General features: G+C 64.5%; 22 protein-coding genes. 12 read left to right on the forward strand and 10 right to left on the reverse strand.

What is annotated here, in order from left to right; genetic code table 11:
• Window position 1 precedes the first annotated feature (1 nt).
• The 5 genes from G404_RS0108265 to G404_RS0108285 form a co-directional block, all read right to left on the reverse strand.
• Complete coding sequence (locus G404_RS0108265) at window positions 2–1060, reverse strand: DUF47 family protein (protein ID WP_028640664.1); 1059 nt, start codon at window positions 1058–1060, stop codon at window positions 2–4.
• Window positions 1061–1256: 196 nt separating this feature from the next.
• Window positions 1257–2690 (reverse strand): glutamate synthase subunit beta, encoded by a 1434-nt coding sequence (locus tag G404_RS0108270; RefSeq protein WP_028640665.1) that lies wholly within the window; start codon window positions 2688–2690, stop codon window positions 1257–1259.
• 13 nt (window positions 2691–2703) lie between these two features.
• Complete coding sequence (gene gltB, locus G404_RS0108275) at window positions 2704–7344, reverse strand: glutamate synthase large subunit (RefSeq protein ID WP_028640666.1); 4641 nt, start codon at window positions 7342–7344, stop codon at window positions 2704–2706.
• 182 nt (window positions 7345–7526) lie between these two features.
• Window positions 7527–8993: a hypothetical protein gene (locus tag G404_RS0108280; protein ID WP_028640667.1), complete on the reverse strand. Its 1467-nt coding sequence runs from the start codon at window positions 8991–8993 to the stop codon at window positions 7527–7529.
• Between the two features lie 112 nt (window positions 8994–9105).
• Window positions 9106–10344 (reverse strand): TIGR04063 family PEP-CTERM/XrtA system glycosyltransferase, encoded by a 1239-nt coding sequence (locus tag G404_RS0108285; protein ID WP_036520786.1) that lies wholly within the window; start codon window positions 10342–10344, stop codon window positions 9106–9108.
• A 107-nt stretch (window positions 10345–10451) separates the two neighbouring features.
• Here G404_RS0108285 and G404_RS20930 point away from each other — a divergent pair, with 107 nt between their 5' ends.
• The 3 genes from G404_RS20930 to G404_RS0108300 all read left to right on the forward strand — a co-directional run bounded on the left by G404_RS20930 (window position 10452) and on the right by G404_RS0108300 (window position 12561).
• Window positions 10452–10586 carry a hypothetical protein gene (locus G404_RS20930; RefSeq protein ID WP_281170259.1) on the forward strand — a complete coding sequence of 45 codons (135 nt, stop codon included), beginning with the start codon at window positions 10452–10454 and terminating at the stop codon, window positions 10584–10586.
• Entirely contained in the window at window positions 10583–12016 is a 1434-nt protein-coding gene (locus tag G404_RS18535; protein WP_051280392.1) for a putative O-glycosylation ligase, exosortase A system-associated, read from the forward strand. Before G404_RS20930 ends, G404_RS18535 begins: the two co-directional genes overlap by 4 nt.
• Window positions 12017–12099: 83 nt before the next feature.
• Complete coding sequence (locus G404_RS0108300) at window positions 12100–12561, forward strand: MaoC family dehydratase (protein ID WP_051280393.1); 462 nt, start codon at window positions 12100–12102, stop codon at window positions 12559–12561.
• A gap of 38 nt (window positions 12562–12599) precedes the next feature.
• Here G404_RS0108300 and G404_RS0108305 read toward each other — a convergent pair whose 3' ends face one another.
• Window positions 12600–13856, reverse strand: a complete 1257-nt coding sequence (locus G404_RS0108305; protein ID WP_028640670.1) for a polyhydroxyalkanoate depolymerase — start codon at window positions 13854–13856, stop codon at window positions 12600–12602.
• Window positions 13857–14043: 187 nt separating this feature from the next.
• Between G404_RS0108305 and G404_RS0108310 the strand changes: the two genes are divergently transcribed.
• The 9 genes from G404_RS0108310 (at window position 14044) to ribA (ending at window position 23543) form a co-directional block, all read left to right on the forward strand.
• The gene (locus G404_RS0108310) at window positions 14044–15876 is read left to right on the forward strand and encodes an ABC transporter transmembrane domain-containing protein (RefSeq protein WP_051280395.1); all 1833 of its coding nucleotides are present in this window, start codon (window positions 14044–14046) and stop codon (window positions 15874–15876) included.
• A gap of 84 nt (window positions 15877–15960) precedes the next feature.
• Window positions 15961–18099, forward strand: a complete 2139-nt coding sequence (locus G404_RS0108315; protein ID WP_028640672.1) for a M13 family metallopeptidase — start codon at window positions 15961–15963, stop codon at window positions 18097–18099.
• A gap of 46 nt (window positions 18100–18145) precedes the next feature.
• Window positions 18146–18634, forward strand: a complete 489-nt coding sequence (locus G404_RS19815) for a hypothetical protein (RefSeq protein ID WP_051280397.1) — start codon at window positions 18146–18148, stop codon at window positions 18632–18634.
• Between the two features lie 33 nt (window positions 18635–18667).
• Complete coding sequence (locus tag G404_RS0108325; protein WP_028640673.1) at window positions 18668–19483, forward strand: undecaprenyl-diphosphate phosphatase; 816 nt, start codon at window positions 18668–18670, stop codon at window positions 19481–19483.
• Window positions 19483–20283 (forward strand): polyphosphate kinase 2, encoded by an 801-nt coding sequence (gene ppk2 / locus G404_RS0108330; RefSeq protein ID WP_028640674.1) that lies wholly within the window; start codon window positions 19483–19485, stop codon window positions 20281–20283. Before G404_RS0108325 ends, ppk2 begins: the two co-directional genes overlap by 1 nt.
• Before the next feature lie 192 nt (window positions 20284–20475).
• Entirely contained in the window at window positions 20476–20643 is a 168-nt protein-coding gene (gene rpmG, locus G404_RS0108335) for a 50S ribosomal protein L33 (protein WP_028640675.1), read from the forward strand.
• A gap of 82 nt (window positions 20644–20725) precedes the next feature.
• A complete protein-coding gene (locus tag G404_RS0108340) occupies window positions 20726–21355 on the forward strand; it encodes a LolA family protein (protein WP_425411623.1) in 630 nt (209 codons plus the stop codon).
• 326 nt (window positions 21356–21681) lie between these two features.
• Window positions 21682–22467, forward strand: coding sequence for an exodeoxyribonuclease III (locus tag G404_RS0108345; protein WP_028640677.1), 786 nt, complete (start codon window positions 21682–21684; stop codon window positions 22465–22467).
• Window positions 22464–23543, forward strand: coding sequence for a GTP cyclohydrolase II (gene ribA, locus G404_RS0108350; protein ID WP_028640678.1), 1080 nt, complete (start codon window positions 22464–22466; stop codon window positions 23541–23543). Before G404_RS0108345 ends, ribA begins: the two co-directional genes overlap by 4 nt.
• On the opposite strand, the gene G404_RS0108355 is transcribed toward ribA, so the two are convergent.
• Genes G404_RS0108355 through G404_RS0108370 form a run of 4 tightly spaced genes read right to left on the reverse strand, consistent with a single transcriptional unit; the run spans window position 23540 to window position 25848 of the window.
• Window positions 23540–24472, reverse strand: coding sequence for a right-handed parallel beta-helix repeat-containing protein (locus G404_RS0108355; protein ID WP_211230750.1), 933 nt, complete (start codon window positions 24470–24472; stop codon window positions 23540–23542). The two genes, ribA and G404_RS0108355, sit on opposite strands and share 4 nt — an antisense overlap.
• Window positions 24472–24723, reverse strand: a complete 252-nt coding sequence (locus G404_RS0108360) for a hypothetical protein (protein WP_028640680.1) — start codon at window positions 24721–24723, stop codon at window positions 24472–24474. The genes G404_RS0108355 and G404_RS0108360 overlap by 1 nt, the downstream gene beginning before the upstream one ends.
• A complete protein-coding gene (locus tag G404_RS0108365) occupies window positions 24720–24926 on the reverse strand; it encodes a type II toxin-antitoxin system antitoxin (protein WP_028640681.1) in 207 nt (68 codons plus the stop codon). Before G404_RS0108365 ends, G404_RS0108360 begins: the two co-directional genes overlap by 4 nt.
• A gap of 7 nt (window positions 24927–24933) precedes the next feature.
• Complete coding sequence (locus G404_RS0108370) at window positions 24934–25848, reverse strand: SPFH domain-containing protein (protein ID WP_028640682.1); 915 nt, start codon at window positions 25846–25848, stop codon at window positions 24934–24936.
• Window positions 25849–25853: the final 5 nt, after the last annotated feature.

Consider the following 25853-nt stretch of genomic DNA (forward strand, 5'->3'; position numbering starts at 1 on the left):
CTCAGGCGTGATCGATCACGAGATTGTCGATCTCGTTGGCAACATCCTCGCACTTGTCGACCACGCGTTCGAGGTGGCTGTAGATTTCGCGGCACACGAAAAAACGCATCGGCGCCACTTCGCCCAGCGTGCGATAGGCGCGCGCCAGGCCGGCGTCGTGAATTTCATCGGCACGCCCTTCCAGCCGGATCAACCGCTCGGTCAGTTCGTGCAGCCGCGGGGCATTGGCGTGGATCGCGCGCAACAGCGGCAGCGCCTCGGCAATCAGGCGCGTTGCTTCGACGATGATCGCGGCCATGTCCTGCATTTCGGGCTCGAAGGTGCCGACATCATAGATCGCAGCCACGCTGGCGACTTGCTGCATCTGGTCGATGGCATCGTCCATCACTCCGATCAGCGACGTGATGGCGCCGCGATCAAACGGGGTCAGGAACGTTTTGCGCACGCTGATCAGCACTTCGCGGGTGATCGCATCGGCATCGTGCTCGCGTTCGGAAATTTCGCGCACGTGCTGTGCCATCGCGTCGCCGCCCTGCAACATGCGCACAAGCGCGTTGCTGCCCGCGACCAGCGTTTCGCCATGCGCTTCGAACAAGGCAAAGAAATTGCCCTGCCGCGGCAGGAGCGTCTGAAACCAGTGAAACATTCCAAATTTCTCCTTCGCCCCGCCCAATCGGGCAAACAGCGGCGCGGTCTGGGTCAGCGCGCGCACTTCGGACGCACTAAAATTGCGGATCAGGGTACCAAGATCGGGTTCGTCAACCAGGCCGGCCGCTTCGGCCAGCGAAAACCATTGCCGGGTGCGCTGACCGTCTTCGGCCCATTCGGCCAATTCGTCGGTCACCGCCAGCGGATAGACCTGCACCTCGGCACGGATCGCTGCACCCGAACGCAGCGTCTTGCGATAGAAATAGCTGCCGAGCGGGCTGGGACAGATCGCGCCTGCCACGCCCGCCTCTTCCAGCGCTTCGCGCGCGGCGGCCATATGCGGCGCCTCGCGCTTGCCCACATTGCCCTTGGGCACGACCCAGCGACCGGTGCCGCGCGACGTAACGAGCAAAACCTCGGTCGGGGCGGACAGACCGTCACCCCGGGTGCGGTATGGCAAGGCGGCAATCTGATCGACGGCGGATTCTCCCGAACAAGGCTGTCCGGCCGCTAGATGACAAAACCGTGACAAGTCAAGCAAACGGCCGCCGCTGGCGGCCGCAGCCCCCGGCACGTGTTGAAAAAGGCGGCGCAAGGCCCCCCTGGTGTCATCGCGGCAGGTCGGACACGCCCATCAGCGCTTCGTCCACCGCGCGCGCGCACTGGCGGCCTTCGCGGATCGCCCAGACCACCAGGCTTTGCCCGCGACGCATGTCGCCACACGCAAACACGCCGTCGGCGCTGGTGCGATAATCGGCCACGGTGGCGCGCACATTGCCACGCGGGTCCAGTTCCACACCGGCCTGTTCGATCAGCCCCTGCTTGCGCGGACCGACAAAACCCATCGCCAGCAGGATCAGATCGGCCTTCAGCGTGAATTCGCTGCCGGGCACTTCCTGCATTTTCCCGCCAACCCATTCGACGCGCACGCATTCAAGGCCGGTGACATCGTTTTCACCGGTGACGCGCTTGGTCAGCACGGCGAATTCGCGCGCCACCCCTTCTTCGTGGCTGCTCGACGTGCGCAGCTTCATCGGCCAATCGGGCCAGGTCAGCGCCTTGTCCTCTTTTTCGGGCGGACGCGGCATGATTTCCAGTTGCGTTACCGACAGCGCGCCCTGCCGGTTCGACGTGCCGACGCAGTCCGATCCGGTGTCGCCGCCGCCGATCACCACCACATGCTTGCCCGTGGCGGTCAGCGATCCGCGCGGCGCGGCGCGGATTTCGTCATCGCCGGCGTTGCGCTTGTTCTGCTGGGTCAGGAACTCCATCGCATAGCGCACGCCGGGCAGTTCGAACCCGGGGATCAGCAGCGGGCGCGGATCTTCGGATCCGCCCGCAAGCACCACCACGTCGAAATTTTCGCGCAACGACGCCATCGACACCGTCACGCCGACTTCGACCGAGGTGCGGAATTCGACGCCTTCGGCCATCATTTGCACCAGCCGCCGGTTGATCAGCGCCTTTTCCATCTTGAAGTCGGGGATGCCATAGCGCAGCAGCCCGCCCATCCGGTCGGACTTTTCAAACACCGTCACCGAATGCCCGACGCGCGCCAATTGCTGCGCACAGGCCATGCCCGCCGGGCCGGACCCGACGATGGCAACCGACTTGCCGGTCTTTCTGGCCGGCACCTGGGGTTCGATCCAGCCTTCGCGCCAGCCCTTGTCGACAATCGCGCATTCGATCGATTTGATCGTGACAGGTTGATCGACAATGTTCAGCGTGCACGCCGCCTCGCACGGGGCGGGGCAGATGCGGCCGGTGAATTCGGGAAAATTGTTGGTCGAATGCAGGTTGTCGAGCGCGCCGCGCCAATCGGCCTCATACACCAGGTGATTCCAGTCGGGGATCTGGTTGTTCACCGGGCAGCCGTTATGACAGAACGGGATGCCGCAGTTCATGCACCGCGAGGCCTGTCCTTTCAACGTGGCGTCGTCGTGCGGCACGATGAATTCGCGATAGTGCTTCAGCCGCTCGGCGGGGGCGTCATAGCCCCGTTCCTTGCGCTCGTGTTCGAGAAATCCGGTCGCCTTACCCATGGGTCATCAATCCTTATTCGGCCGCGACCGACGCGGCGGCGAGGCGTTCCGCCTCAAGCTGGCGCAGTGCACGGGCGTAATCACGCGGCATCACCTTGACGAAACGGGGCAGTTCCTCGGCCCAGTTGTCAAGGATTGCGCGTGCCCTGCGGCTGCCGGTGTGAAGCAGGTGACGCTCGATCAGGATCCGCAGCCGTTCGGCATCGTGGCGCAACATGTCGCCCATGCCGAAATCGGCCACGTCGATCGCGCGCTGCTGCGGACGGCCGGTGCCTTCGTCTTCATCGCGATCGGGTGAAATCGGCAAAAGGTCGACCATCGCGGTGTTGGCCAATTGCGCAAACACCCCGTCCGCATCGTGGACATAGGCCACCCCGCCCGACATGCCGGCGGCAAAGTTGCGACCGGTGCGGCCCAGCACGACCACCGCGCCGCCGGTCATGTATTCGCAGCCATGATCGCCGGTGCCTTCGACCACCGCGATCGCACCCGAATTGCGCACGGCAAAACGTTCGCCCGCTACCCCGTTGAAATAGGCTTCACCCGCGATCGCGCCATACAGCACGGTGTTGCCGACGATGATATTGTCGGCGGCTTCGCGGTCGACATGCGCGGGCTGGCGCACGATCACGCGGCCACCCGACAGACCCTTGCCGACATAATCGTTGGCATCGCCGGTCAGATCAAGCGTCACGCCATGGGCCAGGAACGCGGCAAACGACTGCCCCGCAACGCCCTTGAACGCGATATGGATGGTGTTGTCGGGCAGGCCGGGATGGCCGAACCGCCGCGCCACTTCGCCCGACAGCATCGCGCCGACCGTGCGGTTGACGTTGATCACGCTGCGTTCGATGCGGACCGCGGTGCCATGATCGAGCGCCGGCCGCGCCGCCTCGATCAGTTCGTTGTCGAGTGCTGCCTGCAGGCCGTGATCCTGGCGTCCGCTCCACCCCAGCGAAGTGCCGGCGACGGGTTCGACGCGGTGCAACAGGCGCGCCAAATCGATACCTTGCGCCTTCCAGTGGTGGATCACCTTCCTGGCATCGAGCCGATCGACCCGGCCGACCATCTCGCTGATCGTACGAAACCCCATTGCGGCCATGATCTCGCGCAGTTCTTCGGCAACGAAGAACACATAGTTGATCACGTGTTCGGGCTTGCCGGTAAAGCGCGCGCGCAGCACCGGGTCCTGCGTTGCCACGCCCACCGGGCAGGTGTTGAGATGGCACTTGCGCATCATGATGCACCCGCTGGCAATCAGCGGCGCAGTGGCAAAGCCGAATTCGTCTGCGCCCAGCAATGCGGCAATCGCCACGTCGCGCCCGGTGCGCAGGCCGCCATCGGCCTGCACCGCGATGCGGCTGCGCAGATTGTTCAGCAGCAGCGTCTGTTGGGTTTCGGCCAGGCCGATTTCCCAGGGCGATCCCGCATGGGTCAGGCTGGTCAGCGGCGATGCGCCGGTGCCCCCTTCATAGCCCGAAATCGTCACGTGGTCGGCGCGCGCCTTTGACACGCCCGCGGCCACGGTGCCCACGCCCACTTCGGACACCAGCTTGACCGAAATCCGCGCCTTGGTGTTCACGTTCTTGAGATCGTGGATCAGCTGCGCCAGATCCTCGATCGAATAGATGTCGTGGTGCGGCGGCGGGCTGATCAGACCGACGCCCGGCGTCGAATGGCGGGTGCGACCGATCACCTTGTCGACTTTGTCGCCAGGCAATTGGCCGCCCTCGCCCGGCTTTGCGCCCTGCGCCATCTTGATCTGGATATCGTCGGCGTTGACCAGATATTCGGTGGTCACGCCAAACCGGCCCGAGGCAACCTGCTTGATCGCTGAACGCATCGAATCGCCGTTTGGCAGCGGCTTGTAACGATCGGGTTCTTCGCCGCCTTCGCCCGTGTTCGATTTGCCGCCGATGCGGTTCATCGCGATCGCGAGCGTGGTGTGCGCCTCGCGGCTGATCGAGCCAAAGCTCATCGCGCCGGTGGCAAACCGCTTGACGATTTCGGCCGCGGGTTCGACATCGTCGAGCGCGATCGGGGTCTCGGCGGGCTTGAGATCGAGCAGCCCGCGGATCGTCAGCATCCGTTCCGACTGGTCGTTGATCGACTGGGCAAATTCGCGGTACTGATCGGGCAGATTGCCGCGCACCGCGTGCTGCAGGCTGGCGATGTTGGTTGCGGTCCAGGCATGTTCTTCGCCGCGCAAGCGCAGCTGGTACATCCCGCCCACGTCGAGCATTTTGGCATAGATCGGGTTGTTGCCATAGGCGGCGGCATGGCGCCGCACGGTTTCCTCGGCAATTTCGGTCAGGCCGACGCCTTCGATCGTGGTCGCGGTGCCGGTGAAATACTTGCCGACAAATGCCGACGACAGCCCGACCGCGTCAAAGATCTGCGCACCGCAATACGACTGATAGGTCGAAATGCCCATCTTGGACATGACCTTGAGAATGCCTTTGCCGATCGCCTTGATGTAGTTCTTCTGCACATCATAAGTCGACAGCGGCAGGTCCTTTTCGACCCGGATCGCTTCAAGCGTTTCGAACGCCAGATACGGGTTGATCGCTTCTGCGCCATAGCCGGCCAGCGCGCAGAAATGGTGCACTTCGCGCGCTTCGCCGGTTTCGACAACCAGCCCGGTCTGCATGCGCAACCCCTGCCGCACCAGATGGTGATGCACCGCCGCGGTTGCCAGCAAGGCGGGCATCGGCACGCGGTCGGCATTCTGCGCCCGGTCGGACAGGATCAGGATGTTCTGGTCGGCCAGCACCGCTTCGGTTGCGGCCCAGCACATTTCCTTGACCGCCTGTTCCAGCCCGGCGGCACCGCTGGCGGCATCCCAGGTCATGTCGACCGTGGCCGTGCGGAACGCACCGTCGAGCGTCGCCTCGACCGAGCGGATCTTGACCACTTCATCATTGGTCAGGATCGGCTGATCGACCTCCAGCCGCTTGTGCGTACCCGCCACGCGGCCCAGCAGATTGGGGCGCGGGCCGATCATCGACACCAGGCTCATCACCAGTTCTTCGCGGATCGGATCGATCGGCGGATTGGTTACCTGGGCAAAGTTCTGTTTGAAATAATCGTACAGCAGGCGCGACCGGCGCGACAGCACCGCGATCGGCGTGTCGGTGCCCATCGACCCGATCGGATCGTCACCGGTCAACGCCATGGGTTCCAGGAACCGGGCAATGTCTTCCTGCGTGTAACCGAACGCCTGCTGCCGATCGAGCAGCGGCGCGGCCTGGACGTGTTCGTCGGCAAGCTCTGGCTCGACCAGCGCGAGTTCCTTCAGCTTGTACTGCGCAGCGGCCAGCCATTCCTCGTAGGGTTCGGCCCCGGCGAGTTCGGCCTTGATTTCCTCGTCCTCGACGATGCGGCCCTTTTCCAGGTCGATCAGCAGCATGCGGCCGGGCTGCAACCGCCATTTGCGCACGATGTCCTCTTCGCGGAACGGCAGCACGCCCGATTCCGACGCCATGCAGATCAGGCCATCGCGCGTGATCGAAAAACGCGCCGGGCGCAGCCCGTTGCGATCGAGCGTCGCGCCGATCTGGCGGCCATCGGTAAATGCCACCGCCGCCGGGCCGTCCCACGGCTCCATCAGGGCGGCGTGGTATTCATAAAATGCGCGGCGCCGGGCATCCATCAGCGGATTGCCCGCCCAGGCCTCGGGGATCAGCATCATCACCGCATGCGCCAGGCTGTACCCGCCTGCCACCAGCAGTTCGAGCGCGTTGTCAAGGCTGGCGGTGTCGGACTGGCCGTGCGGAATGATCGGCCACATCTTGTCGAGATCGGGGCCGAGCAGTTCGGATTCCATCGTGCGGCGGCGCGCGTTCATCCAGTTGACGTTGCCACGCACGGTGTTGATTTCGCCGTTGTGCGCGACGAACCGATACGGGTGCGCCAGTTTCCAGCTGGGAAAGGTGTTGGTCGAAAACCGCTGATGCACCAGCCCCAGCGCCGACACGCAATCGGGATCACGCAGATCGTCGTAAAAGCTGCCGACCTGGGTTGCCAGCAACAGCCCCTTGTAGACGATCGTGCGCGACGAAAAGCTGGGCATGTACAGCTGGCTGATGCCCGGCAGCTGATGCTTTTCGGCCAGCGCGTCGAGCGGGTTCTGGGTCTGCTTGCGGATCGCCAGCAACTTGCGTTCGAACGCATCCTGATCCGGCGTACCATCGCCGCGCCCCACGATGCACTGGCGGATCACCGGCATTTCGGCAATCACCGCCGCCCCCAGTCCCTCGGTCGTGGTCGGCACATCGCGCCAGCCGATCAGGACCTGGCCTTCTTTGGCAATGAACTTCTCGAAAAATTCGGTGATCACGCTGCGACTGGGTTCATCCTGCGGCAAAAAGCACATTGCCACGGCATAATCGCCGGGTGCCGGCAGCGTCGTGCCCGCATCATGCGCCCACTTGCGGAACAGGGCATCGGGCAGCTGGATCAGGATGCCCGCGCCGTCGCCCAGCAGCGGATCGGCACCCACCGCGCCGCGATGGTCAAGATTGTGCAGGATTTCCAAGGCCTGTTTGACGATCGCGTGGCTTTTGCCGCCCTCGATATGGGCAATGAAACCCACACCACAGGCGTCGTGTTCGTTACGCGGATCGTAAAGGCCTTGAACCGGCGGAAAAGCCATCTTTCCAATATTCCTGCAACCAGAGTCGGCAATGCTCGCGCGAATCACCCTGCCCAAAAGGCAATGAAAGTTGCGCGAAAGCCCCCATGGCTGTATGAATCTTATTTTGCAATGGCATCCGCGCCCGGTTCACCTTGGGGGCAGGCCGCTTGCACAGCGCTTCGTGCGAAGGTCGACGCGCTTCAGCGCTGGGCGCTCATCCTGCGCAAGGTGGCCAGCGCCTCGCGCAGTGCGCGATCGCCCTCTTCGGAGACCGGCAGAGTGCGCCCGGCCCCGCTCTCGCCCGTCAACCGCGAGGGAAATTGCACCACCGGATCGGTCGTGATCGCAAGCGGGGCGTGGCCCTCGTCGGGCAGGTGATCGGCCAGCGGGACAAGATCCGATGGCATCAGTTCGGGCCGGCGCATCGTCATCCGGGCCAGCGACGAATACCGTTCTTCGGCAACGGCATCGTCTGTCCCGTCATCCAGGTCTTCGACCACCCCGGCGGTCAGACCGTGCGCCTCGATCGGGGCATGATCGTGCGCGATCCCGCCCAGAAAGCGCGGCGGCACAGTCGCGTCATGGTCCTCGTCCGACCAATCGTCGATGGCCGAAAGCGGATCATGCAGGATCGGCGACGGCGCGGCATCATGCTGAGCCTCAGCCGATGGCGCGGTGTCGTGCGTGGCGAAGGCGTGCGATTTCGGCGGTTTGGCGCGCAGCAACGGCCCATCGGGGTCCATCGTCAGCGGATCGAACCGATGCAGCGGCTGGCGCGGATCAACCGCCTCGGCAGGCGCTGCCACCGATGGCGCCGCGGCGCGGCGCGCCTGGCGCGTGGCAATCGCCAGCGCAAGGCGTTCGATCAATTGCACCAGACCAAGGCTGTCGAGCGGCGCTTCGTGCAGCGGCACATGCGGTGCTGCGGCGGCGATGCTGGCCAGGGGCGGAACATGCGCAACCGGTGCAGGTGCTGCGGGCTCGGCCGGTTCTGCCGCCTCGTGCCCGGGCGCTTCGGGCTCCGGCTCTGCCGCGATGGCGGGCACGATCACCGGTTCGGCGGGCGAAATGACGATGGGTGCATCGCCGCGGCTGGCGGAACTGTAGGCGGCGGCCAGAAAGGGCGGCAGGCCCGATTCGTCGGGTTCGTCGCCGGCGTTGTATTCGGGTGCAGCGGGTTCGGGTGCCACAGGCACGATAACCGGCGCAGGATCGCCCACCGCCGTCGGATAAGGCAGCACATCCTCGGTCACCACCAGCGGCCGGCGCGGCGGCGCATCGGGATGGGCATCGCGGCTGCGCACACGCGGCGCGCCCGGCAATGCGGCGGCGGGTTCTGCCACCGGTTCGGCAACCGCCGCGTCACGCGGCCGACGCAATTGCGCACCGCCGGCGCGGGCTTGGCCGATCATGCCCAGCACCAGGCCAAATGCGCCGCCAAGCATGGCAAACAGCAGACCCAGCATCAGGCGCGCGGTCATGCCCAGCGGCGGCGCAGCCGCGGGCAGGATTGCAGGCAGGTGGAGATGGCGCACCAGACCGGCCAGCGCATCGGCGCCAGCGGCCAGACAGCCCAGACCGAACAGAGCAGCAAACCATAGCGCGCACAGCACGGGAAACAGCCGATGGGTCATGACCCCGGGCTGACCAGCCGCGGAACGGCGCATGGGCTTTGCCGGGAACGACGGCGTGGTCTGTTCGGACCGTGGGCGGGCTGGTTTGATCACGACGCTCATTATGTCCTTGCGAGTGGCCCTTGGACTGCGGCTGGACGGGGGGTCAGGCAGCAATCCGGGCAGAATCACCCATCATGGCTAGCACGGTTTGGTAAACGGGAAGATAACGCCTGACGTTGCGACCCCAGTCATGATCGGTTTCGACAAACCGGCGCGCGATCGCGCGGCGTTCGTCCCAGCTGGCGCGGTCGGCCAGCAGCCCTGCCACAGCATCGGCCAGCCGTGCCGGATCATCGGGCGCAAACAAGGTGCCGGTCACGCCATCGGCGATCAGTTCGCGATGCCCGCCGACACTGCTGGCCGCAACCAGTTTGCCCTGGGCCATGGCCTCCAGCGGCTTGAGCGGGGTGACGAGATCGGTCAGCCGCATTGCCTTGCGCGGATAGCACACCACATCCACCAGCGCGTAATAGCGTTCCACGTCGTGATGCGGCACGCGCCCGACAAAATGGATGGCATCGGCCGCGCCCGAGGCCTGCGCCGCGGCGCGCAACGCGGTTTCGGCGGGGCCGCCTCCGACCAGCAGCAGGCGGGCGTCGCGGTGGCGCGCGACAATCGCGGGCATCGCAGCGATCAGGTCATCCAGCCCTTCATAGGGGTAGAAACTGCCCAGAAACCCGATCACCGGCCCCTGGCCCAGCCCCAGCCGTGCGGCCAGCGCCGGATCGCGCGCCAGCGGCGTACCGAACAGCCCCAGATCGACCCCGTTGGGCATGATCGTGATCCGCTGCGCAGCAACCCCGCGCGCGATCAGATCATCCTTCAGCCCCTGGCAGATCGTGACCACTGCATGGGCGCCGGCCACGACGCGGTTTTCCAGCTGCCGCGTCAACCAATAGCGCCACGAGCTTGCGCTGCCGGTGCCATTGCCCACGGCCGCATCTTCCCAGAACGCGCGGATTTCATAGACCAGCGGCACGCCCAGCTGCCGGCTGGCGCGCAAGGCGGCCATGCCGCACAGCGCGGGACTGTGCGCATGGATCACGTCGGGGCGCCAGGTCCGGGCCAGTGCGACGATCCGGTCGGCCAGTGCACCGACTTCGCGCCATTCGCGCAGACCGGCCACGCCTTCGGCCCGGCCCGGTGTGCGCCAGAACTGCAGGCCATCGATCACCTCGGGCTCGCAGTTCCCGGCGGCCGGCTCTGCGCTGTGACGCTGGCCGGTCACCGCGCGCACGTCCAGCCCCAGCGCGATCTGTGCCGCAAGGATGGCGCGCGTGCGGAAGGTATAGCCGCTTTGCAGCGGCAGGCTGTGATCGAGCACGTGCAGGATACGGGTCATGCCCCTGCCATGCCACAGCAAGGCTTAACGCCGTATCAACCGAAGGTGGTCCATGGCTGACCGCGGCGCGCGAACCCGGTGCTTTTGTCAGGTAACCTGCAACAACCATGATCGACCTGCTTGCCCTTGCCGTTCCGCATTTCGTCATGGCGCTTGCCGTGTGGCGGCTGGTGCGTCGTCAGGATCTGGATGACGATCCCGCGCTGCCCCGCAACGCAGCCGATCCGCGCAGGGTGCCATGACCAATCTGGCGCTTACCGCGTTTGTGCTGGCATTCTTCATAGCCGGAATGTCGCGGCCGTTCCTGCTGGTGCTGGCCTATGCCTACATCGATATTGTCAGCCCCCAGAAGATCGGCTGGGGGCCGCTGGGATCGTTGTCGATTTCGTTGGTCGCGTTTGTGCTGGCGGTGGTGATGTGGGCCGCGCGCGAGGACAAGTCGGGCATGCGGCTGTCGTCGCGCCAGGGGCTGATGCTGGCCCTGCTGGTCTATTGCGGACTGACCACTTTGGGCGCGGATTTCCCGGTTGAAGCGGCGGCGAAGTGGGATTGGGTGTGGAAAGCGCTGATCTTTGCGATTTTCCTGCCGCTGACTTTGCGCACACGGCTGCGGATCGAAGCGCTGACCCTGATCATGGTGCTGGGCGTGGCGGTGATCACCATCGATGGCGCGCTCAAAACACTTGCCGGCGGCGGTGGCTATGGCGAACTTAAGCTGCTGGTGAACGACAACACCGGCCTTTACGAAGGGTCGATCATTTCGACCGTGTCGATCTGCACCATCCCGCTGGCGTTCTGGCTGGCGACGTATGGCACGGTGTTCCGCCCCGGCTGGATGGTGCGGCTGTTTGCAATCGGCGTCAGTTTTTCGGCGATCCTGATGCCGGTGGGCACGCAGGCACGCACCGGGCTGATCTGCGTGGCGGTGCTGGGACTGTTGAAATTGCGCAGCACCAGGCGCCGCGCAACCTATCTTGTGCTGATCGGCCTGGGTGCGGCCATCGCGATGCCGTTGTTGCCTGCAAGCTTTACCGAACGGATGAGTACGATCCAGGATCACAAGGCCGACCAATCGGCCAGCACGCGCGTGGCGGTGTGGCAATGGACCATCGAATTTGCCAAAACGCACCCGTTCGGCGGCGGGTTCGACGCGTTCCGGCAGGACACCGTCAGTTATGACAAGGTGATCACCGCAACCGATGGCAACAGCACCGCGGTGCGCACCGAACACGTGCTGGAACATGGCCGCGCGTACCATTCCAGCTATTTCGAGATGCTGGGCGAACAGGGCTATCCGGGTCTTGGCCTGTGGCTGCTGCTGCACATTCTGGGCGTGGTGCAGATGGAACGCATCCGCCGGCGGTACAAGACCGACCCGCCCGACGGGATGGCCTGGATCAGCCCGCTGGCCGATGCACTGCAACAGGCGCAGATCGTCTATCTGGTCGGTGGCAGCTTTGTCGGCATCGCGTTTCAGCCGTTCTGTTACATGCTGGTCGGACTGCAATGCGGGCTTGCCGCCTATGTCGGCCGGCTGGACGAAGCAGCGATGGAGGCGCAGCGCCAGGCCAGGCTGCTGCGCCGGCCCCCTGCCCCTGCGGCCGCACCCGCGATCGCGGTGCGTCATCCGTCGACCGCGGGCCCGCTGCTGGGTGACGGCACCCCGCGTTAAACAGCTGATTAAGAACCGGGTTGCGCCCGCGCAGCCAAGGCGGCATGACGGGCCGATCAACGACACACATTGCGGGGACGAGCATGCCCAACACTATCGACGCCCATGCCATGAAAGATCTGGTCGGCCAGGTCGTCGGCACATCCGAATGGGTGCAAGTCAGCCAGGAACGCATCAACCAGTTTGCCGAAGCCACCGGGGATTTCCAGTTCATCCACCTGGACCCGGAAGCCGCGGCCAAGACCCCGTTCGGCGGCACGATTGCGCACGGGTTCCTGACCCTGTCGCTGATCCCGCTGCTGACCCAGCAAAGCGATGTGCCGCGCCCGGCGGGCATCAAGATGGGTGTCAATTACGGCGGCAACAAAACGCGGTTCCTGTCACCGGTGCGTTCGGGCAAAAACATCCGCGGTCATTTCAAGCTGCTCGAAGTCGATGAAAAACGCCCCGGCCAGTGGCAACAGACCATGGAAATCACCATCGAGATCGAAGGCGAAGCCAAGCCCGCGCTCATCTGCGAATGGATCACGCAGTTCTTCGTATAATCAACTGAACGCCTGCCCCTCGCCGGGGAGGATCAGGGTTACGCCACCACGCCCAGCGTGCGGCCCTGCGCGCGTGCGTCATGGCGCGCAATCCATTCGTCAACCACCGGCGCGATCGAAGACCGCCAGCGCGAACCGTTGAAGATGCCGTAATGGCCGACTTCGGGCGCCAGGTGGTATTTCTTCATCGCATCGGGCAAGCCGGGGGTAACCTTCAGCGCGGCGCGGGTCTGGCCGATGCCGGAAATATCGTCGCGTTCGCCCTCGATACACAGGATCGCGGTATCGGTGATCGCACCCAGATCGACGATCCGGTCGCGGTGGACGAATTCGCCGCGCGGCAACAGGTGCTGCTGAAACACCACGTCGACCGTCTGCAGATAGAATTCGGCGGTGATATCGCAGACCGAACGATATTCGTCATAGAATGCCTTGGTGGCGTCGGCGCTTTCGCCATCGCCCTGCACCAGATGCTTGAACAGGCCGTAATGGCTCATCATGTGGCTGCCCAGGTTCATCGACATGAACGAGGCCAGCTGAACAAAACCCGGATAGACCTTGCGCCCGACGCCGGGATAATTGACCGGCACATCGGTAATCACATTGTGCTTGAACCACACATAGGGCTTGGTGATGGCATGGTCGTTGACTGCGGTCGGGCTTTCGCGCGTGTCGACCGGGCCGCCCATCATGGTCAGCGTCAGCGGGCGGCACGGGTGCCCGTCGCGCGCCATGACTGCGGTTGCAGCAAAAGCCGGCACCGATGGCTGGCACACCGCCATGACGTGCGCGCCGGGGCCGATATGGTCGAGAAACGCGATCAGATAATCGATATATTCATCCAGATCGAACCGCCCCTCGTCCACCGGCACCTGCTTGGCGTCGACCCAGTCGGTGATATAGACCACATGGCGTTCCAGCATGCGTTCGACCGTGCCGCGCAGCAGCGTGGCATAATGCCCGCTCATCGGTGCCACGATCAGCAGGCGCGGTGCATCGGCCGGCAGCCCCGCATGTGTAAATTTCTTCAGATCGCCGAACGCGCGCTCGATCACGGTGGTTTCGGTCACCGCATGGGTGCCGCCATCGACCTGGATCGTCTTCAGCCCGAACGCCGGCTTGCCGCGCGGCGCGGCGGCATGGGCAAACACTTCGAGCGCCGAAGCCATCGCCTGGCTGGGTGCGGTTCCGGCCAGCGGATAGCGCGGATCGCCAAGCCATTCGGCCGCCATCGAGGCCATGGCGCTGCCCGCGTTCAGGAACGAGCGCTGGATTTCATAGGCCTTGTACAACATGGCGCGAACAGTCCCATTGCCGGGCGGACATGTCATACAGGGAATGCCTGTACGAATCCGCGTAACCCATATTGGGCGCATTGCGTCGATTGTGCAATGCAACCTGAAACCCATGCCGCACTGCGGGACAGTGTGTGCCCCATTTCGCCCATACCGTTGTCCGAAAAAATGCTCTAGGCGGTGGCGCATGAGCGAAGCGATACAACTGGACGCCCCGTATGCACCCCCTGCGGCTGAAACCGCTGTCGAACGGGGCCGCCGAAGGTCGCTTGGCCCCTTGCGCATGGTGCTCGATCAGGCGCTGGCTTATCCGGGCCGCCTGGCGCTGGCCGGAATGGCGCTTGTCACCACTTCGCTGCTGACGGCGGCGGTGCCGTTCGGATTTCGCCTGGTGATCGACAAGGGCTTTTCCAAAGGCGCCGATGTCCATGCACTGGGCCGCTGGTTCCTGCTGCTGTTCGTGATTGTAGCACTGCTGGGCGTGTTCACCGCGATCCGGTTCTTTTTCGTATCCTGGCTGGGCGAACGTGTGGTGGCAGACATCCGGCTGAAAGTGCAGGCCAACCTGCTGACCATGCCGCCCAGTTTCTTTGAGGTGAACAGCCCGCGCGAAATTTCCAGCCGGATGACATCGGACACCGCCGTCATCGAACAGGTGGTCGGCACCACGGTTTCGATCGCGCTGCGCAATTCGCTGTCGATCATCAGCGGGATCACCATTCTGTTCTGGCTGGCCCCGGCGCTGACCGCCGAACTGCTGGCCGGCATACCGGTGGTGGTGATACCGATCACCCTGTTCAGCAGTCGGCTGCGACGGGTGTCGCGCTCCAGCCAGGATCGCGTCGCGCTGGTCGGTGCCCGCGTGGCCGAAGTGCTGTCGGCGATCAAGGTGGTCCAGGCCTTCGGTCAGGAAACCCGCGAACAGGCCCGGTTTGGAGAGGCGGTCGAACATACTTTTGCCACGGCACAGCGGCGGATCCTGATCCGCAGCCTGATGACCGCGATCGCGATGGTGCTGGTCCTGGGCGGATTGACCGCGTTGATGTGGCAGGGTGCGCTCGGTGTCGCCGCGGGCACGATCAGCGGCGGCATGATCGCCCAGTTCGTGTTGACCGGTGCGCTGGTCGCAGGTGCATTCCAGGCCCTGACCGAAGTCTATGGCGATCTGGTGCGCGGTGCCGGTGCCGCCGAACGGTTGAGCGAACTGCTGCGGGTCAGCCCCGAAATCGCCCCGCCCGCCCGGCCCCTGGCCATGCCGGTGCCGCCACGCGGACAGATCGCGTTCCAGAATGTCACGTTCCGTTATCCCAGCCGTCCCGAAATCGCGGCCTTGAGCGATTTTTCGCTGTCGGTTGAACCGGGCGAAACGGTGGCCATCGTCGGCCCGTCGGGTGCCGGCAAATCCACGCTGTTCTTGCTGGCAGAGCGATTTTATGACCCCCAGGCGGGCACCGTGCGGATTGACGGCGTGCCCTTGCGCGAAGCCGATCCGTCCGAACTGCGCGCGCGCATGGCGCTCGTCCCCCAAGAAGGCGTGCTGTTTGGCGCAAGCGCGCGCGACAATCTGCGCTATGGTCAGCCCAATGCCAGCGACGACGCGATCTGGGCCGCCGCGCGCGCCGCCAACGCCGAGGATTTTCTGAAAGACCTGCCCGAGGGGCTTGATACCTTTCTGGGCGAAGACGGCACGCGCCTGTCGGGCGGACAGCGCCAGCGCATCGCCATTGCGCGCGCGCTGCTGCGCGATGCACCGATCCTGCTGCTCGACGAAGCCACCAGCGCGCTCGACGCCGAAAGCGAACGGCTGGTACAAGACGCGCTCGATCGCCTGATGAAAACCCGCACGACCCTGGTGATCGCGCATCGTCTGGCCACCGTGCGCCAGGCCGACCGGATCGTGGTGATGGAAGACGGCCGGATCGTCGAACAGGGCACCCACACCGAGCTGACCGCGCGCAGCGGGCTTTACGCGCGGCTTGCGCGGTTGCAGTTCGACAGCGCGGCCACGCTGGCCGATTAGGCGCGGGGTGAAAGCAGGTCTTTGCCAATTGCGCGATGCTTGTTAGGCCTGTGCGCCAGGCCTGACCCCAGACGAGCAACCCCGATGCCGCTTTCGCTTTCGTTCGCCCTGGCATCCGCCTTGCTTGTCGCGGCGCTGCCTGCGCCGGCCATGGCGGCCGATGCGCCCGCGATCGCAGCGCCGGCGAATGGGGATTACCCGCTGCCGGTGTTTGCCGGATGGGGGGTCAACCCCGCCGATATCGACCATGCCGTGCGGCCGGGCGACGATTTCTTTGCCTATGTCAACGGCAAGTGGGCCCAAGCCGAGGTCATCCCCGACAGCTACGCCTACAGCGGCAACGCGCTCGCGCTGCGGCTGGGGGAAAGCCGCGCGGTGCGGGCGATCATCGACGATCTGACCGCCATGCCGCATGCCGATGGCACCATCGAACAGCGCCTGGCCGACAGTTACAAGGCGTTCATGGATCGCCCCGCGATCGATGCCGCAGGCCTTGTGCCCGCACGCGCCTGGCTCGAACCGATTGCCGCCGCATCGACCCGCGCGCAATTGGCCGCATTGATGGCACAGCCGGGCATGCCCAGTCCGATCGGATTTGAAATCGGCATCGACCCCCATCAACCCGATACCAATGCGGTGTTTTGCGCGATCACCGGCCTGGGCCTGCCCGATCGCGATTATTATCTGATCGACACTGTGCGCAATGTCGAACTGCGCCGCGCCTATCAGGCGCACCTGGCGTTCCTGCTGGCCAAGGCGGGCCGGGCCGATGCCGCTGCAATGGCGCTGCAGGTCTATGAATTCGAACACCGGATCGCGATCGCCGGATGGGATCGGGCGCTTTCGCGCAACCCGCTGTTGACCAACACCATCGTGCCGATGGCCACCTTTGCGGGCTGGGGCGGCGAATTTCCGGTGGCGCCGTTGATCGAGGCAAGCGGCCTTGGCGGCGTGCACGCAATCGTTGTCAGCGAAGTGCCGCCCGATCCCGAGCGCCTGGCGCAAGCGGGCCTTGCCCCTGCCGATCAGGCCAGGCTGGGCGGCGGGATGCCCGCATTGCTCAAACTGCTGGGCACAACCGATGTGCCAACCATTCAGGCATGGATGACCGCGCATTTCCTGATCGCGCATGCCGCGGTGCTGCCAAGCGACATCGATGATGCCAATTTCGCGTTTTATGGCACGACCCTGACCGGCCAGCAAAGCCAGCGCGCACGGTGGGAACGCGCGATCGGCGCGCTCGACGCGCAGATGGGCGAAGCGGTGGGCAAGCTGTATGTTGCGCGCCATTTCCCGCCGGCCAGCAAAGTGGCGATGGAAAAACTGGTCGCCAATCTGCGCAGCGCGATGGCCGCCAATCTGAAGGATCTGGCATGGATGACCCCGCCGACACGCAGTGCGGCCCGCGCCAAGCTGGACCAGTTCGGCGTCAAGATCGGTTATCCTGACCACTTCAAGACTTATGACGGGCTGATCATCCGCGCCGATGCACCGCTGGCCAATACCATCGCGGCACAGCGCTGGCACTGGCAGGACAGCTTGCGCGAACTGGCCCGGCCGGTGGACCGGACCAAGTGGCTGATGACACCGCAAACGGTGAATGCCTATTACCTGCCGACCGCCAATGAAGTGGTGTTTCCCGCGGCCTATCTGCAGCCACCCTATTTCAATCCCAGGGCCGATGATGCGGTGAACTATGGCGCGATCGGGGCCACGATCGGCCACGAGATCGGGCACGGCTTCGATGATCAGGGGTCTCGTTATGACGGCACGGGCGCGCTGCGCGACTGGTGGACGCCCGCCGATCGCAAGACCTTTGAAACGCTGACCGCGCGGCTGGTTGCACAATATGACCGGCAATGCCCCTATGACGAAGGCCAGACCTGCCACAACGGGCGGCTGACGCTGGGCGAAAATATCGGCGATCTGGGCGGGCTGGCGATGGCCTATCAGGCGTGGCGCCTGTCGCTGCACGGCAAATCCGCCAAAGTGATCGACGGACTGACCGGCGATCAGCGGTTCTTCCTGGCCTATGCCCAGGCCTGGCGCTGGAAACTGCGCGATGCGTTTGGCCGCCAGTTGCTCAAGACCGATCCACATGCGCTCGCCATGGCACGGGTCAATGCCGTGCTGCGCAATTTCGACCCATGGTACAAGGCCTTCGGTATCAAACCCGGTGATGCCTTGTACTTGCCACCCGACGAGCGGGTGCATATCTGGTGATCGGCAAAAGCGGTCGGTCTGCCATTGCCAAGCGGGAAACAACGCCATGCGGCTGACATTCATCAAAGGCAGCGGCAAGTACGACGCTTTGCACATCGAACGCGACGGCGTGGTTCTGGAACCGATTGCCTGTCCCAAGCAGGGCATCATTCCGCACGACATGGTCCATTATGCGGTGGAAAGCACACTGGCGCATCGCGGCTTTCTGTCGCTGGTCGCCAACGGCAGCCCGGCGTCGTTCACCACCAAAGGTGGCGACATCGAAAACGCAACAGAACGGCTGGTCGAGACATTTCAGGCGGAAATGTGGGGCGGGCGCGTGGCGATTGCCGACCTTGTGGCGACTTACGAACATGCGTGTGAAGCCAGCGGCCATGCCGTCGTTCCTGTCACCGCCGGCGATGTGGAGGCGATCCGGGCGCGGATCGATGTGCTGACCGCGCAATGGGACAAGGTGCCGGTGCGCGGGTCGCTGAGCGTGACCTTTCCGACCGGGGGCGCCTGCGATATCTTGCCAGGCACCGCCAGCGCTTGACAGCGTGCTGCGCTGCGGCAATTCCCTTGCGCCATGGATAGCCTGAACCTTACCGCCATCGTGCTTGGCATCGTCGAAGGACTGACCGAGTTCCTTCCTGTTTCCTCCACCGGGCATCTGGTCCTGGCCACCCGCATCTTCGGGCTGGACCTGAAGGATTGGGAAGTGTTCAACATCGTCATCCAGCTGCCCGCGATCATGGCCGTGGTGGTGGTCTATTGGCGCACCTTTGCCGATGTGGCGATCGGCGCGCTGCGTCGTGATACGCGTTCGCTGCATTTCATCCGCAACGTGCTGGTGGCATTTGTCCCCGCCGCGGTGCTGGGCGTGCTGCTGAAGAAAAAGATCGACCTGCTGCTCGAATCGCCGGTGATCGTGGCCATCGCGCTGATTGCAGGCGGGATCGCGATCATCGTGATCGAGCGCCTGGCGCGCCAGCGCGCGTATGAAACGGTGGGTGAATTGCCGGTGCGCCGCTCGTTCATGATCGGGCTGGTGCAATGCGTGGCGATGATCCCGGGCGTGTCGCGTTCGGGCGCGACCATCATGGGCGCGCTGTCGATGGGCGAAAACCGCAAGACCGCGGCAGAATTCAGCTTTTTCCTGGCGGTGCCGACGATGTTTGGCGCCACGGCCAAGCAATTGTGGGACAACCGCCACGAACTGGCGACGCAGACCGCGCATGTCGGGTTTACCCAGATCGCGATCGGATCGATCATTTCGTTCACCGTCTCGCTGATCGTGATCCGCCTGTTCATCGGCTATATCAGCCGCAACAGCTTTGTCCCGTTTGCGATCTATCGCATCCTGGTCGGCAGCATCGCGCTGTTCCTGATGCTGAAAGCCTGATGGCACATTCGCCCGACACGCTGGGGCACAAGCATTACGCCGCCGCGCTCGAGGACATGCAGGAAGACTTGAGCGTGGCCGCGCGCTGGGCGGCCAAGACCGGCGCACGCGTGCTGGTGCTGTTCGAAGGGCGCGACACCGCGGGTAAAACCGGGGTGATCCATGCCATTTCCGAAAAGCTGAACCCGCGCCAGGTGCGCACCGTCGCGCTTGACAAGCCGACCGGGCGCGAAGCCGGCCAGTGGTATTTCCAACGCTATGTCGCACACCTGCCGGCGGCGGGCGAAATCGCGCTGTTCGATCGCAGCTGGTACAACCGCGCCGGGGTCGAAGCCGTCGAAGGCTTTGCCGACGAAGGCCAGGTGCGCAGTTTTCTGGCGGCCACGCCGGTGTTCGAACGCCTGCTGATCGACGATGGCATACTGGTGTTCAAATACTGGCTGTGCTGCGACCAGACCGAACAGGAACGGCGCTTTGCCAAGCGGCGCGATGATCCGTCCAAACGCTGGAAACTGTCGGGGGTCGATCTGGCGGCGCGCCACCATTATGCCCAATACACCCGCGCGCGCGAAACAATGCTGGCCGCGACCCATACGCCCCACTGTCCGTGGACACTGGTTGATTTCAACGACCAGCGCCGTGGCCGGCTGACGCTGATCCGCAATCTGCTCGACCGTCTGCCCGACACCCGCGTCGAGGTGCCCGCGCTTGACCTGCCGGCCCTGCATCACGCGCCGCACCACGAACAGTATGGCGTGATCAAACCGCTGCCGCCGTTTGCCCTGCGCGACGGCGAATGATCGCGCAGACCGTCTTTGGTCATGCACCGCACGACCAAATCGACGCCTCTCGACTTGACATTCGGGTGATTCTGCCGCAACGGCCCACCCCTGTATCGCATCTCGGTGTGACGCAACGACGGGGCGGCGGAATGGCCGCCCGATGTTTTTGCGGCGTGCCGGATTTCAAGACCCCAGTTTCAGGATAGAGTCATGGCCAAGCCCGCAACCGTCAAGATCCGCCTGGTCTCGACCGCCGACACCGGTTTCTTCTATGTAACCAAGAAGAACCCGCGCAACTCGACCGAAAAGTTCACGTTCAAGAAGTACGATCCGGTCGTGCGCAAGCATGTCGAGTTCAAGGAAGCCAAGATCAAGTAAGGGGTTCACGCGCGGTTCAATCACCCGGCCCCATGGCTTTGGCATGAACCGCACGGCACCTTTACTTTCGCGACGCGCCCTGATGGGTGCTATCGCCACAGCAACCCTCGTCGCCAGTGCGACGGGGGTGCTTTCGTCTGTTCCGGCGCAGGCCGATGCCGCAGCAGGTGATATCGCCCAGGCCGTGGCCGCGTTGCGCGCGATCGATACCCTGCGGGCCGATTTCGTACAGACCGATGCCAATGGCGGGCGGCTGACCGGCACCCTGACAATGAAGCGGCCGGGCAAGATCCGGTTCCAGTATCAGCCGGGGGTGCCTTTGCTGATCGTGTCGGACGGCACCGCGCTGACAATGATCGATTACGAAGTGCGCCAGGTGCAACGCTGGCCGATCCGCAACAGCCCGCTGGGCGCCCTGCTCGATCCGGGCAAGGATGTGGCCAGGTTTGCCAGGCTGAACCCCACCGGCCGCGCCGATCTGATCAGCATGGCAGTGCGCGATCCCGGGCACCCCGAATACGGCACGCTGACCCTGCTGATGGTGCGCAAGGCCTCTGCGCCCGGGGGATTGGAACTCGATTCGTGGATATCCACCGATGCGCAGTCGCGGCGCACCATGGTCCGCCTGCTCAACCCGCATTATGGCGTGGCCGTCGACGATGCCGCGTTCAAATGGACCGACCCGCGCAAAGGCAATCACCGCGCCGGGTGAACCCTGCGACGACCAACCTGATTACGCATTCGTGCGACCGATTGCGACATCCTGACGCATTCACGGCAAGGTTCGTTCATCGCAGCGAAAGCGGGCGCGGCCTAAAACCGAATCAGCAACACGGACCATAGCGGGTTCACCCCCCTGTTACCCGCTGACAAGCCCCCCCGGTTCCGTCTTGCGACAGCGTGACGAACGCAAGCTGGAACCCTCGCCCCTATCGCCCCCCCTGGGGCGAGGGTTTTCCCGCCACCATGCGAACTTCGGGCCAGGGCCGGAATCGCAAATTTGCTTGTCTGGTCCAGCGGCATGGCTAAACGGGCCCCATGATCACCATCGCCACCTGGAACATCAATTCGGTCCGCCTGCGTATCGACCAGGTCGAACGCTTTTTGACGCAGGAACAGCCCGATGTGCTGTGCCTGCAGGAAATCAAATGCGCCGAAACGCTGTTCCCGCGCGATATGTTCGAACGCCTTGGCTATGGCCATATCGCGGTGCACGGGCAAAAGGGGTATCACGGTGTAGCCACGGTCAGCCGTCTGCCGTTTACCGAAACCGGGCGGCACGACTGGCAGGCCAATGGCGAGGCGCGCCATGTGGGCGTCGACCTGACCGGGCACAACATCCATCTCGAAAACGTCTATATTCCGGCGGGCGGCGATATTCCCGATCGCGAAGCGAATGCCAAGTTCGGGCAAAAGCTCGATTTTCTGGATCGCATGACCGCGTGGTCGCAATCGCTGGACCGGCCCACGCTGCTGGTTGGCGATTTCAACGTGGCGCCGCTCGATTGCGATGTCTATGACCATAAGGCGCTGATCAAGGTCGTGTCGCACACCCCGGTCGAGGTGGCTGCGCTGTCGGCACTGGCCAGTGCGCACGGCTGGGTCGATCTGGGACGCAAGCACATCCCTGCCCCGCAGCGAAACTATTCCTGGTGGTCGTACCGGTCCTACTGGCGCGAAAAAGACCAGGGCCGCAGGCTGGATCACATGTGGGCCTCGCCCGATCTGGCGGCGCGCTCGTGCGAACACCGCATGGTCGAGGAAACCCGGCGGTGGGATCAGCCGTCGGACCACATTCCGCTGATTACCGGGTTTGCGCAATGAGCACCGTCGGCAGCAGCCGGCTGGTCGCGCAGGCGCTTGACGCGTTGCGCCACGGTTGGGCAATCCGCATCGTGTCGGATGCCGGCGCGTGCGAAGCGCTCGATCTGCTGCCGGCTGAGACCGCCTATGCCCAGCCCGGGCTGTATGCCGCACGCTTGCTGGTTTCGGCCGCGCGCGCGGCCACGCTGAAGCTGGGCAACACCCGCGCCTTTGACCCTGCTGCACCGATCCTGATCCGCGGACACGAACCGTTCAACCTGGCCGCCGCGCGCGATCTGGCCGATCCGGCGCGCGATCTGGACAGCCCTTTGCGCGGACCTTTCCACGCCGATCCCCTGCCCGATGGCGATGTGGCGCGCACCGCGATGGAACTGGCGCGACTGGCCGGAATCCTGCCGGCGTTTCTGGTGGCGACAGGCGCCGAGATTGCTGTCACCCTGTCACCGGCCGATTTGTCCGCGTTTCGCGATGCCTCTGCCCTGACCATCCAGGCGCGCGCGCGCCTGCCGGTGGCGGCGACCGACGATGCCGAAATCGTGGCGTTCCGGGCGCGTGACGATGTGCGCGAACACGTAGCGCTGATCATCGGCACGCAGGACAAGACGCGTGTCCCGCTGGTGCGGTTGCACAGCGAATGCCTGACCGGCGATATCCTGGGCAGCCTGAAATGCGATTGCGGCCCGCAGCTTGACGCTGCGCTGCACGCCATGGCGGACGAGGCGGCACAGGGTGGCTGGGGCGTGCTGCTTTATCTGCGGCAGGAAGGGCGCGGCATCGGCCTGATCAACAAACTGCGCGCCTATCAGTTGCAGGATCAGGGGTTCGACACGGTCGATGCCAACGAACGGCTGGGCCTGCCCAACGAATCGCGCGATTTTCCGGTCGCGGCGCGCATGCTCGATCTGCTGGGTGTGCCCGCGATCCGGCTGATGACCAACAATCCGGCCAAAGTCGACGGCCTGCGCGCGGCGGGCGTCGAGGTGGTGGAACGCCTGCCCCACGCGCTGCCCGCCAATCCGCACAACCACCGTTATCTGGAAACCAAGCGCGACCGCAGCGGGCATCTGCTGGGTTAACGCCGTTCAAACCGCCGAATGCCGGTGCCGATCGTGTTTGCGCCCAACCCGATGGCATCGCCCGACCAATCGGCCAGAAATGCGGTGTCATAGGTTGCACCCGGTGCCAGCCGCGCGACATTGTTATCGATGGTCAGGCCATCGGCGCTGTGCACGTGGCCTTCGGCAGCGTTGGCAATGAACGTGGTGCGGTTTTCCCTGTCGGGGCCGCCGACGAACCAGTTGCCCCGGATCAGGCCGCTTGCACCGATTGAAAGATCGATCATGTAATTGGTGGCGTGGCCCTGGGCGTCGTCAAAGCTGCTGTCGGTGATCTGGATGCGCGCGCTGCGGCTTTTGACATAGTGCCCGCCGGTGCCGGCTTCGAACCGGCTGTTGCGGATGATTACCGTGCCATAGTTGCCGAAATAGACCGCATGTGCGCACGACAGGCCACGATCGCACCGCCCCAGCCGGGCAAAGGTCGAATGATCGATCACCACCTGGCCTGCGGGATCATCCGCAGACAGGATCCCCTCGTCACTGTCGTGAAACCAGGCCTGGTGCACGGTCAGATCGCCATGTTCCAGCCGGATACCCGCGCCATTGCCGTCCGACACGCGCTGGTTGCGGAACACGATCCCTTCGACCCGCGCCGAACGGCCGCGCAACACCAGCGCCGCCTTGCCCTCGCAGATCGCGGCATCGAATACCACGGTGCCGGGCGTGGCCGCGACAAACGCCACATCGCCTGCGGTCTGGACCGCGCAATCGCGATAAGGGCCCGGCGCGATCACGATCGTACCCTGCCGATTGCCGATGGCATCGACTGCCGCCTGCAACGCGGCATAGTGGCGTCCGGTCGCCGACACCGTATAGGGCTGACGCGGCGCATCGGCCCGGGCCGGGAATGCGATCAGCGTCAGGACAAGAACCGCGATCCGGCGCATCAGTCGCGCCCGCTGCGCCAGCGCCAGCCGCCGCGCGTCTTGTAGGCCATCAGCGGCATGGCCAGCACCGTCATCCCGATGACGCTGGCGCTGAAATACCCCGGGTGCGCGGGCATCAGCCATGCGTACAAGCCAAACGTCACCCCCAGCATCACCGCCAGCATCGCCCAACCCTGCCAGGCAATCGGCAGCCCCGCGCCATAGCCGAACGTCTTGGGCGCAAACCACGCTTTGTCGTCGATCCTGGTCATGTTTCAGTCTCCTTTGGCGGACGTCCGCGCCGGGCAGGACTGGCCGGGTCAAGCCTGACCCCGCGCCGCGCCAGTGCCTCGCGCAGCAGCACTTCAACCTGGGCGTTGACCGAACGCACGTCGCCTGCGGCACTGCGTTCGATCGCTGCGTGCAACGCCGGGTCGAGCCGCAGGACAAAGGCTTTGCGCGTGGTTACCGCCATCGTGGGCTTACTGGTACAACGAACCGGTGTTGACGATCGGCTGCGTTTCGCGGTCGCCGCACAGCACCACCATCAGATTTGACACCATCGCCGCGCGGCGTTCGTCATCCAGCGTGATCACCTCGCGCTGCGACAGTTGGTCCAGCGCCAACTCGACCATCCCGACCGCGCCTTCAACCAGTTTGCGCCGTGCCGAGATCACCGCCTCGGCCTGTTGGCGGCGCAGCATCGCGCCCGCGATTTCAGGGGCATAGGCCAGATGGGTCAGCCCGCATTCGTCGACCGTAATCCCGGCCAGGGTCAGCCGCGCGTTCAGTTCGGCCTGCAATTCACGGCTGACTTCATCGTGATTGCCGCGCAAGGTCACTTCGGCATGTTCGATATCGTCATAGGGATAGCGCGATCCGATCTGGCGCACCGCGGCCTCGATCTGCACCAGCACGAATGCACGGAAATCATCGACATCGAACAACCCCTGCGCGGTATCGGCCACGCGCCACACCACGTTGGTCGCGATTTCGATCGGGTTGCCGCGCAGGTCGTTCACTTTCAGCTTTTCCGACACGACATTGTTGGCCCGGATCGAGATCCGCACTTTGGTCAGCCAGGGCCAGACCCAGCGCAACCCGTGGGTGCGGTCGGTGCCCTGATACGATCCGAACAGCGTGATCGCCGCGGCCTGGTTGGGCTGGATCATGTAGAACCCCGACACCACCAGCACGAACAGCAGCGGCAGCACGATCAGCAAAGTGATGACCGCCGCGGCGGGCAGCGGCGGATCGCCATGCGTTGCCACCAGCGCGATCAGATCGATCACAAACAGCGCAAGCAGCCCCAGCGCAACCGCCAGCATGGCATAGCCGCTGCTGGAATGTGCAGGGCGTTCAACGCTGACGTGGACAGGTATCGACTCGGTGGTCACAGGCC

Origin of the sequence: Novosphingobium acidiphilum DSM 19966, assembly GCF_000429005.1 — a bacterium.
Lineage (GTDB): Bacteria > Pseudomonadota > Alphaproteobacteria > Sphingomonadales > Sphingomonadaceae > Novosphingobium > Novosphingobium acidiphilum.

Coding starts and splice junctions, on each gene's coding strand:
- G404_RS18535 (WP_051280392.1), top strand. CDS start 10,583: ATGACCAATCTGGCGCTTACCGCGTTTGTGCTGGCATTCTTCATAGCC.
- G404_RS0108355 (WP_211230750.1), bottom strand. CDS start 24,472: ATGCGCCGGATCGCGGTTCTTGTCCTGACGCTGATCGCATTCCCGGCC.
- G404_RS0108315 (WP_028640672.1), top strand. CDS start 15,961: ATGCCGCTTTCGCTTTCGTTCGCCCTGGCATCCGCCTTGCTTGTCGCG.
- G404_RS0108285 (WP_036520786.1), bottom strand. CDS start 10,344: ATGACCCGTATCCTGCACGTGCTCGATCACAGCCTGCCGCTGCAAAGC.
- G404_RS0108340 (WP_425411623.1), top strand. CDS start 20,726: ATGGGTGCTATCGCCACAGCAACCCTCGTCGCCAGTGCGACGGGGGTG.
- G404_RS0108305 (WP_028640670.1), bottom strand. CDS start 13,856: ATGTTGTACAAGGCCTATGAAATCCAGCGCTCGTTCCTGAACGCGGGC.
- G404_RS20930 (WP_281170259.1), top strand. CDS start 10,452: ATGATCGACCTGCTTGCCCTTGCCGTTCCGCATTTCGTCATGGCGCTT.
- ribA (WP_028640678.1), top strand. CDS start 22,464: ATGAGCACCGTCGGCAGCAGCCGGCTGGTCGCGCAGGCGCTTGACGCG.
- G404_RS0108360 (WP_028640680.1), bottom strand. CDS start 24,723: ATGACCAGGATCGACGACAAAGCGTGGTTTGCGCCCAAGACGTTCGGC.
- G404_RS19815 (WP_051280397.1), top strand. CDS start 18,146: ATGCGGCTGACATTCATCAAAGGCAGCGGCAAGTACGACGCTTTGCAC.
- G404_RS0108270 (WP_028640665.1), bottom strand. CDS start 2,690: ATGGGTAAGGCGACCGGATTTCTCGAACACGAGCGCAAGGAACGGGGC.
- gltB (WP_028640666.1), bottom strand. CDS start 7,344: ATGGCTTTTCCGCCGGTTCAAGGCCTTTACGATCCGCGTAACGAACAC.
- G404_RS0108280 (WP_028640667.1), bottom strand. CDS start 8,993: ATGCGCCGTTCCGCGGCTGGTCAGCCCGGGGTCATGACCCATCGGCTG.
- ppk2 (WP_028640674.1), top strand. CDS start 19,483: ATGGCACATTCGCCCGACACGCTGGGGCACAAGCATTACGCCGCCGCG.
- G404_RS0108325 (WP_028640673.1), top strand. CDS start 18,668: ATGGATAGCCTGAACCTTACCGCCATCGTGCTTGGCATCGTCGAAGGA.
- rpmG (WP_028640675.1), top strand. CDS start 20,476: ATGGCCAAGCCCGCAACCGTCAAGATCCGCCTGGTCTCGACCGCCGAC.
- G404_RS0108300 (WP_051280393.1), top strand. CDS start 12,100: ATGCCCAACACTATCGACGCCCATGCCATGAAAGATCTGGTCGGCCAG.
- G404_RS0108310 (WP_051280395.1), top strand. CDS start 14,044: ATGAGCGAAGCGATACAACTGGACGCCCCGTATGCACCCCCTGCGGCT.
- G404_RS0108365 (WP_028640681.1), bottom strand. CDS start 24,926: ATGGCGGTAACCACGCGCAAAGCCTTTGTCCTGCGGCTCGACCCGGCG.
- G404_RS0108345 (WP_028640677.1), top strand. CDS start 21,682: ATGATCACCATCGCCACCTGGAACATCAATTCGGTCCGCCTGCGTATC.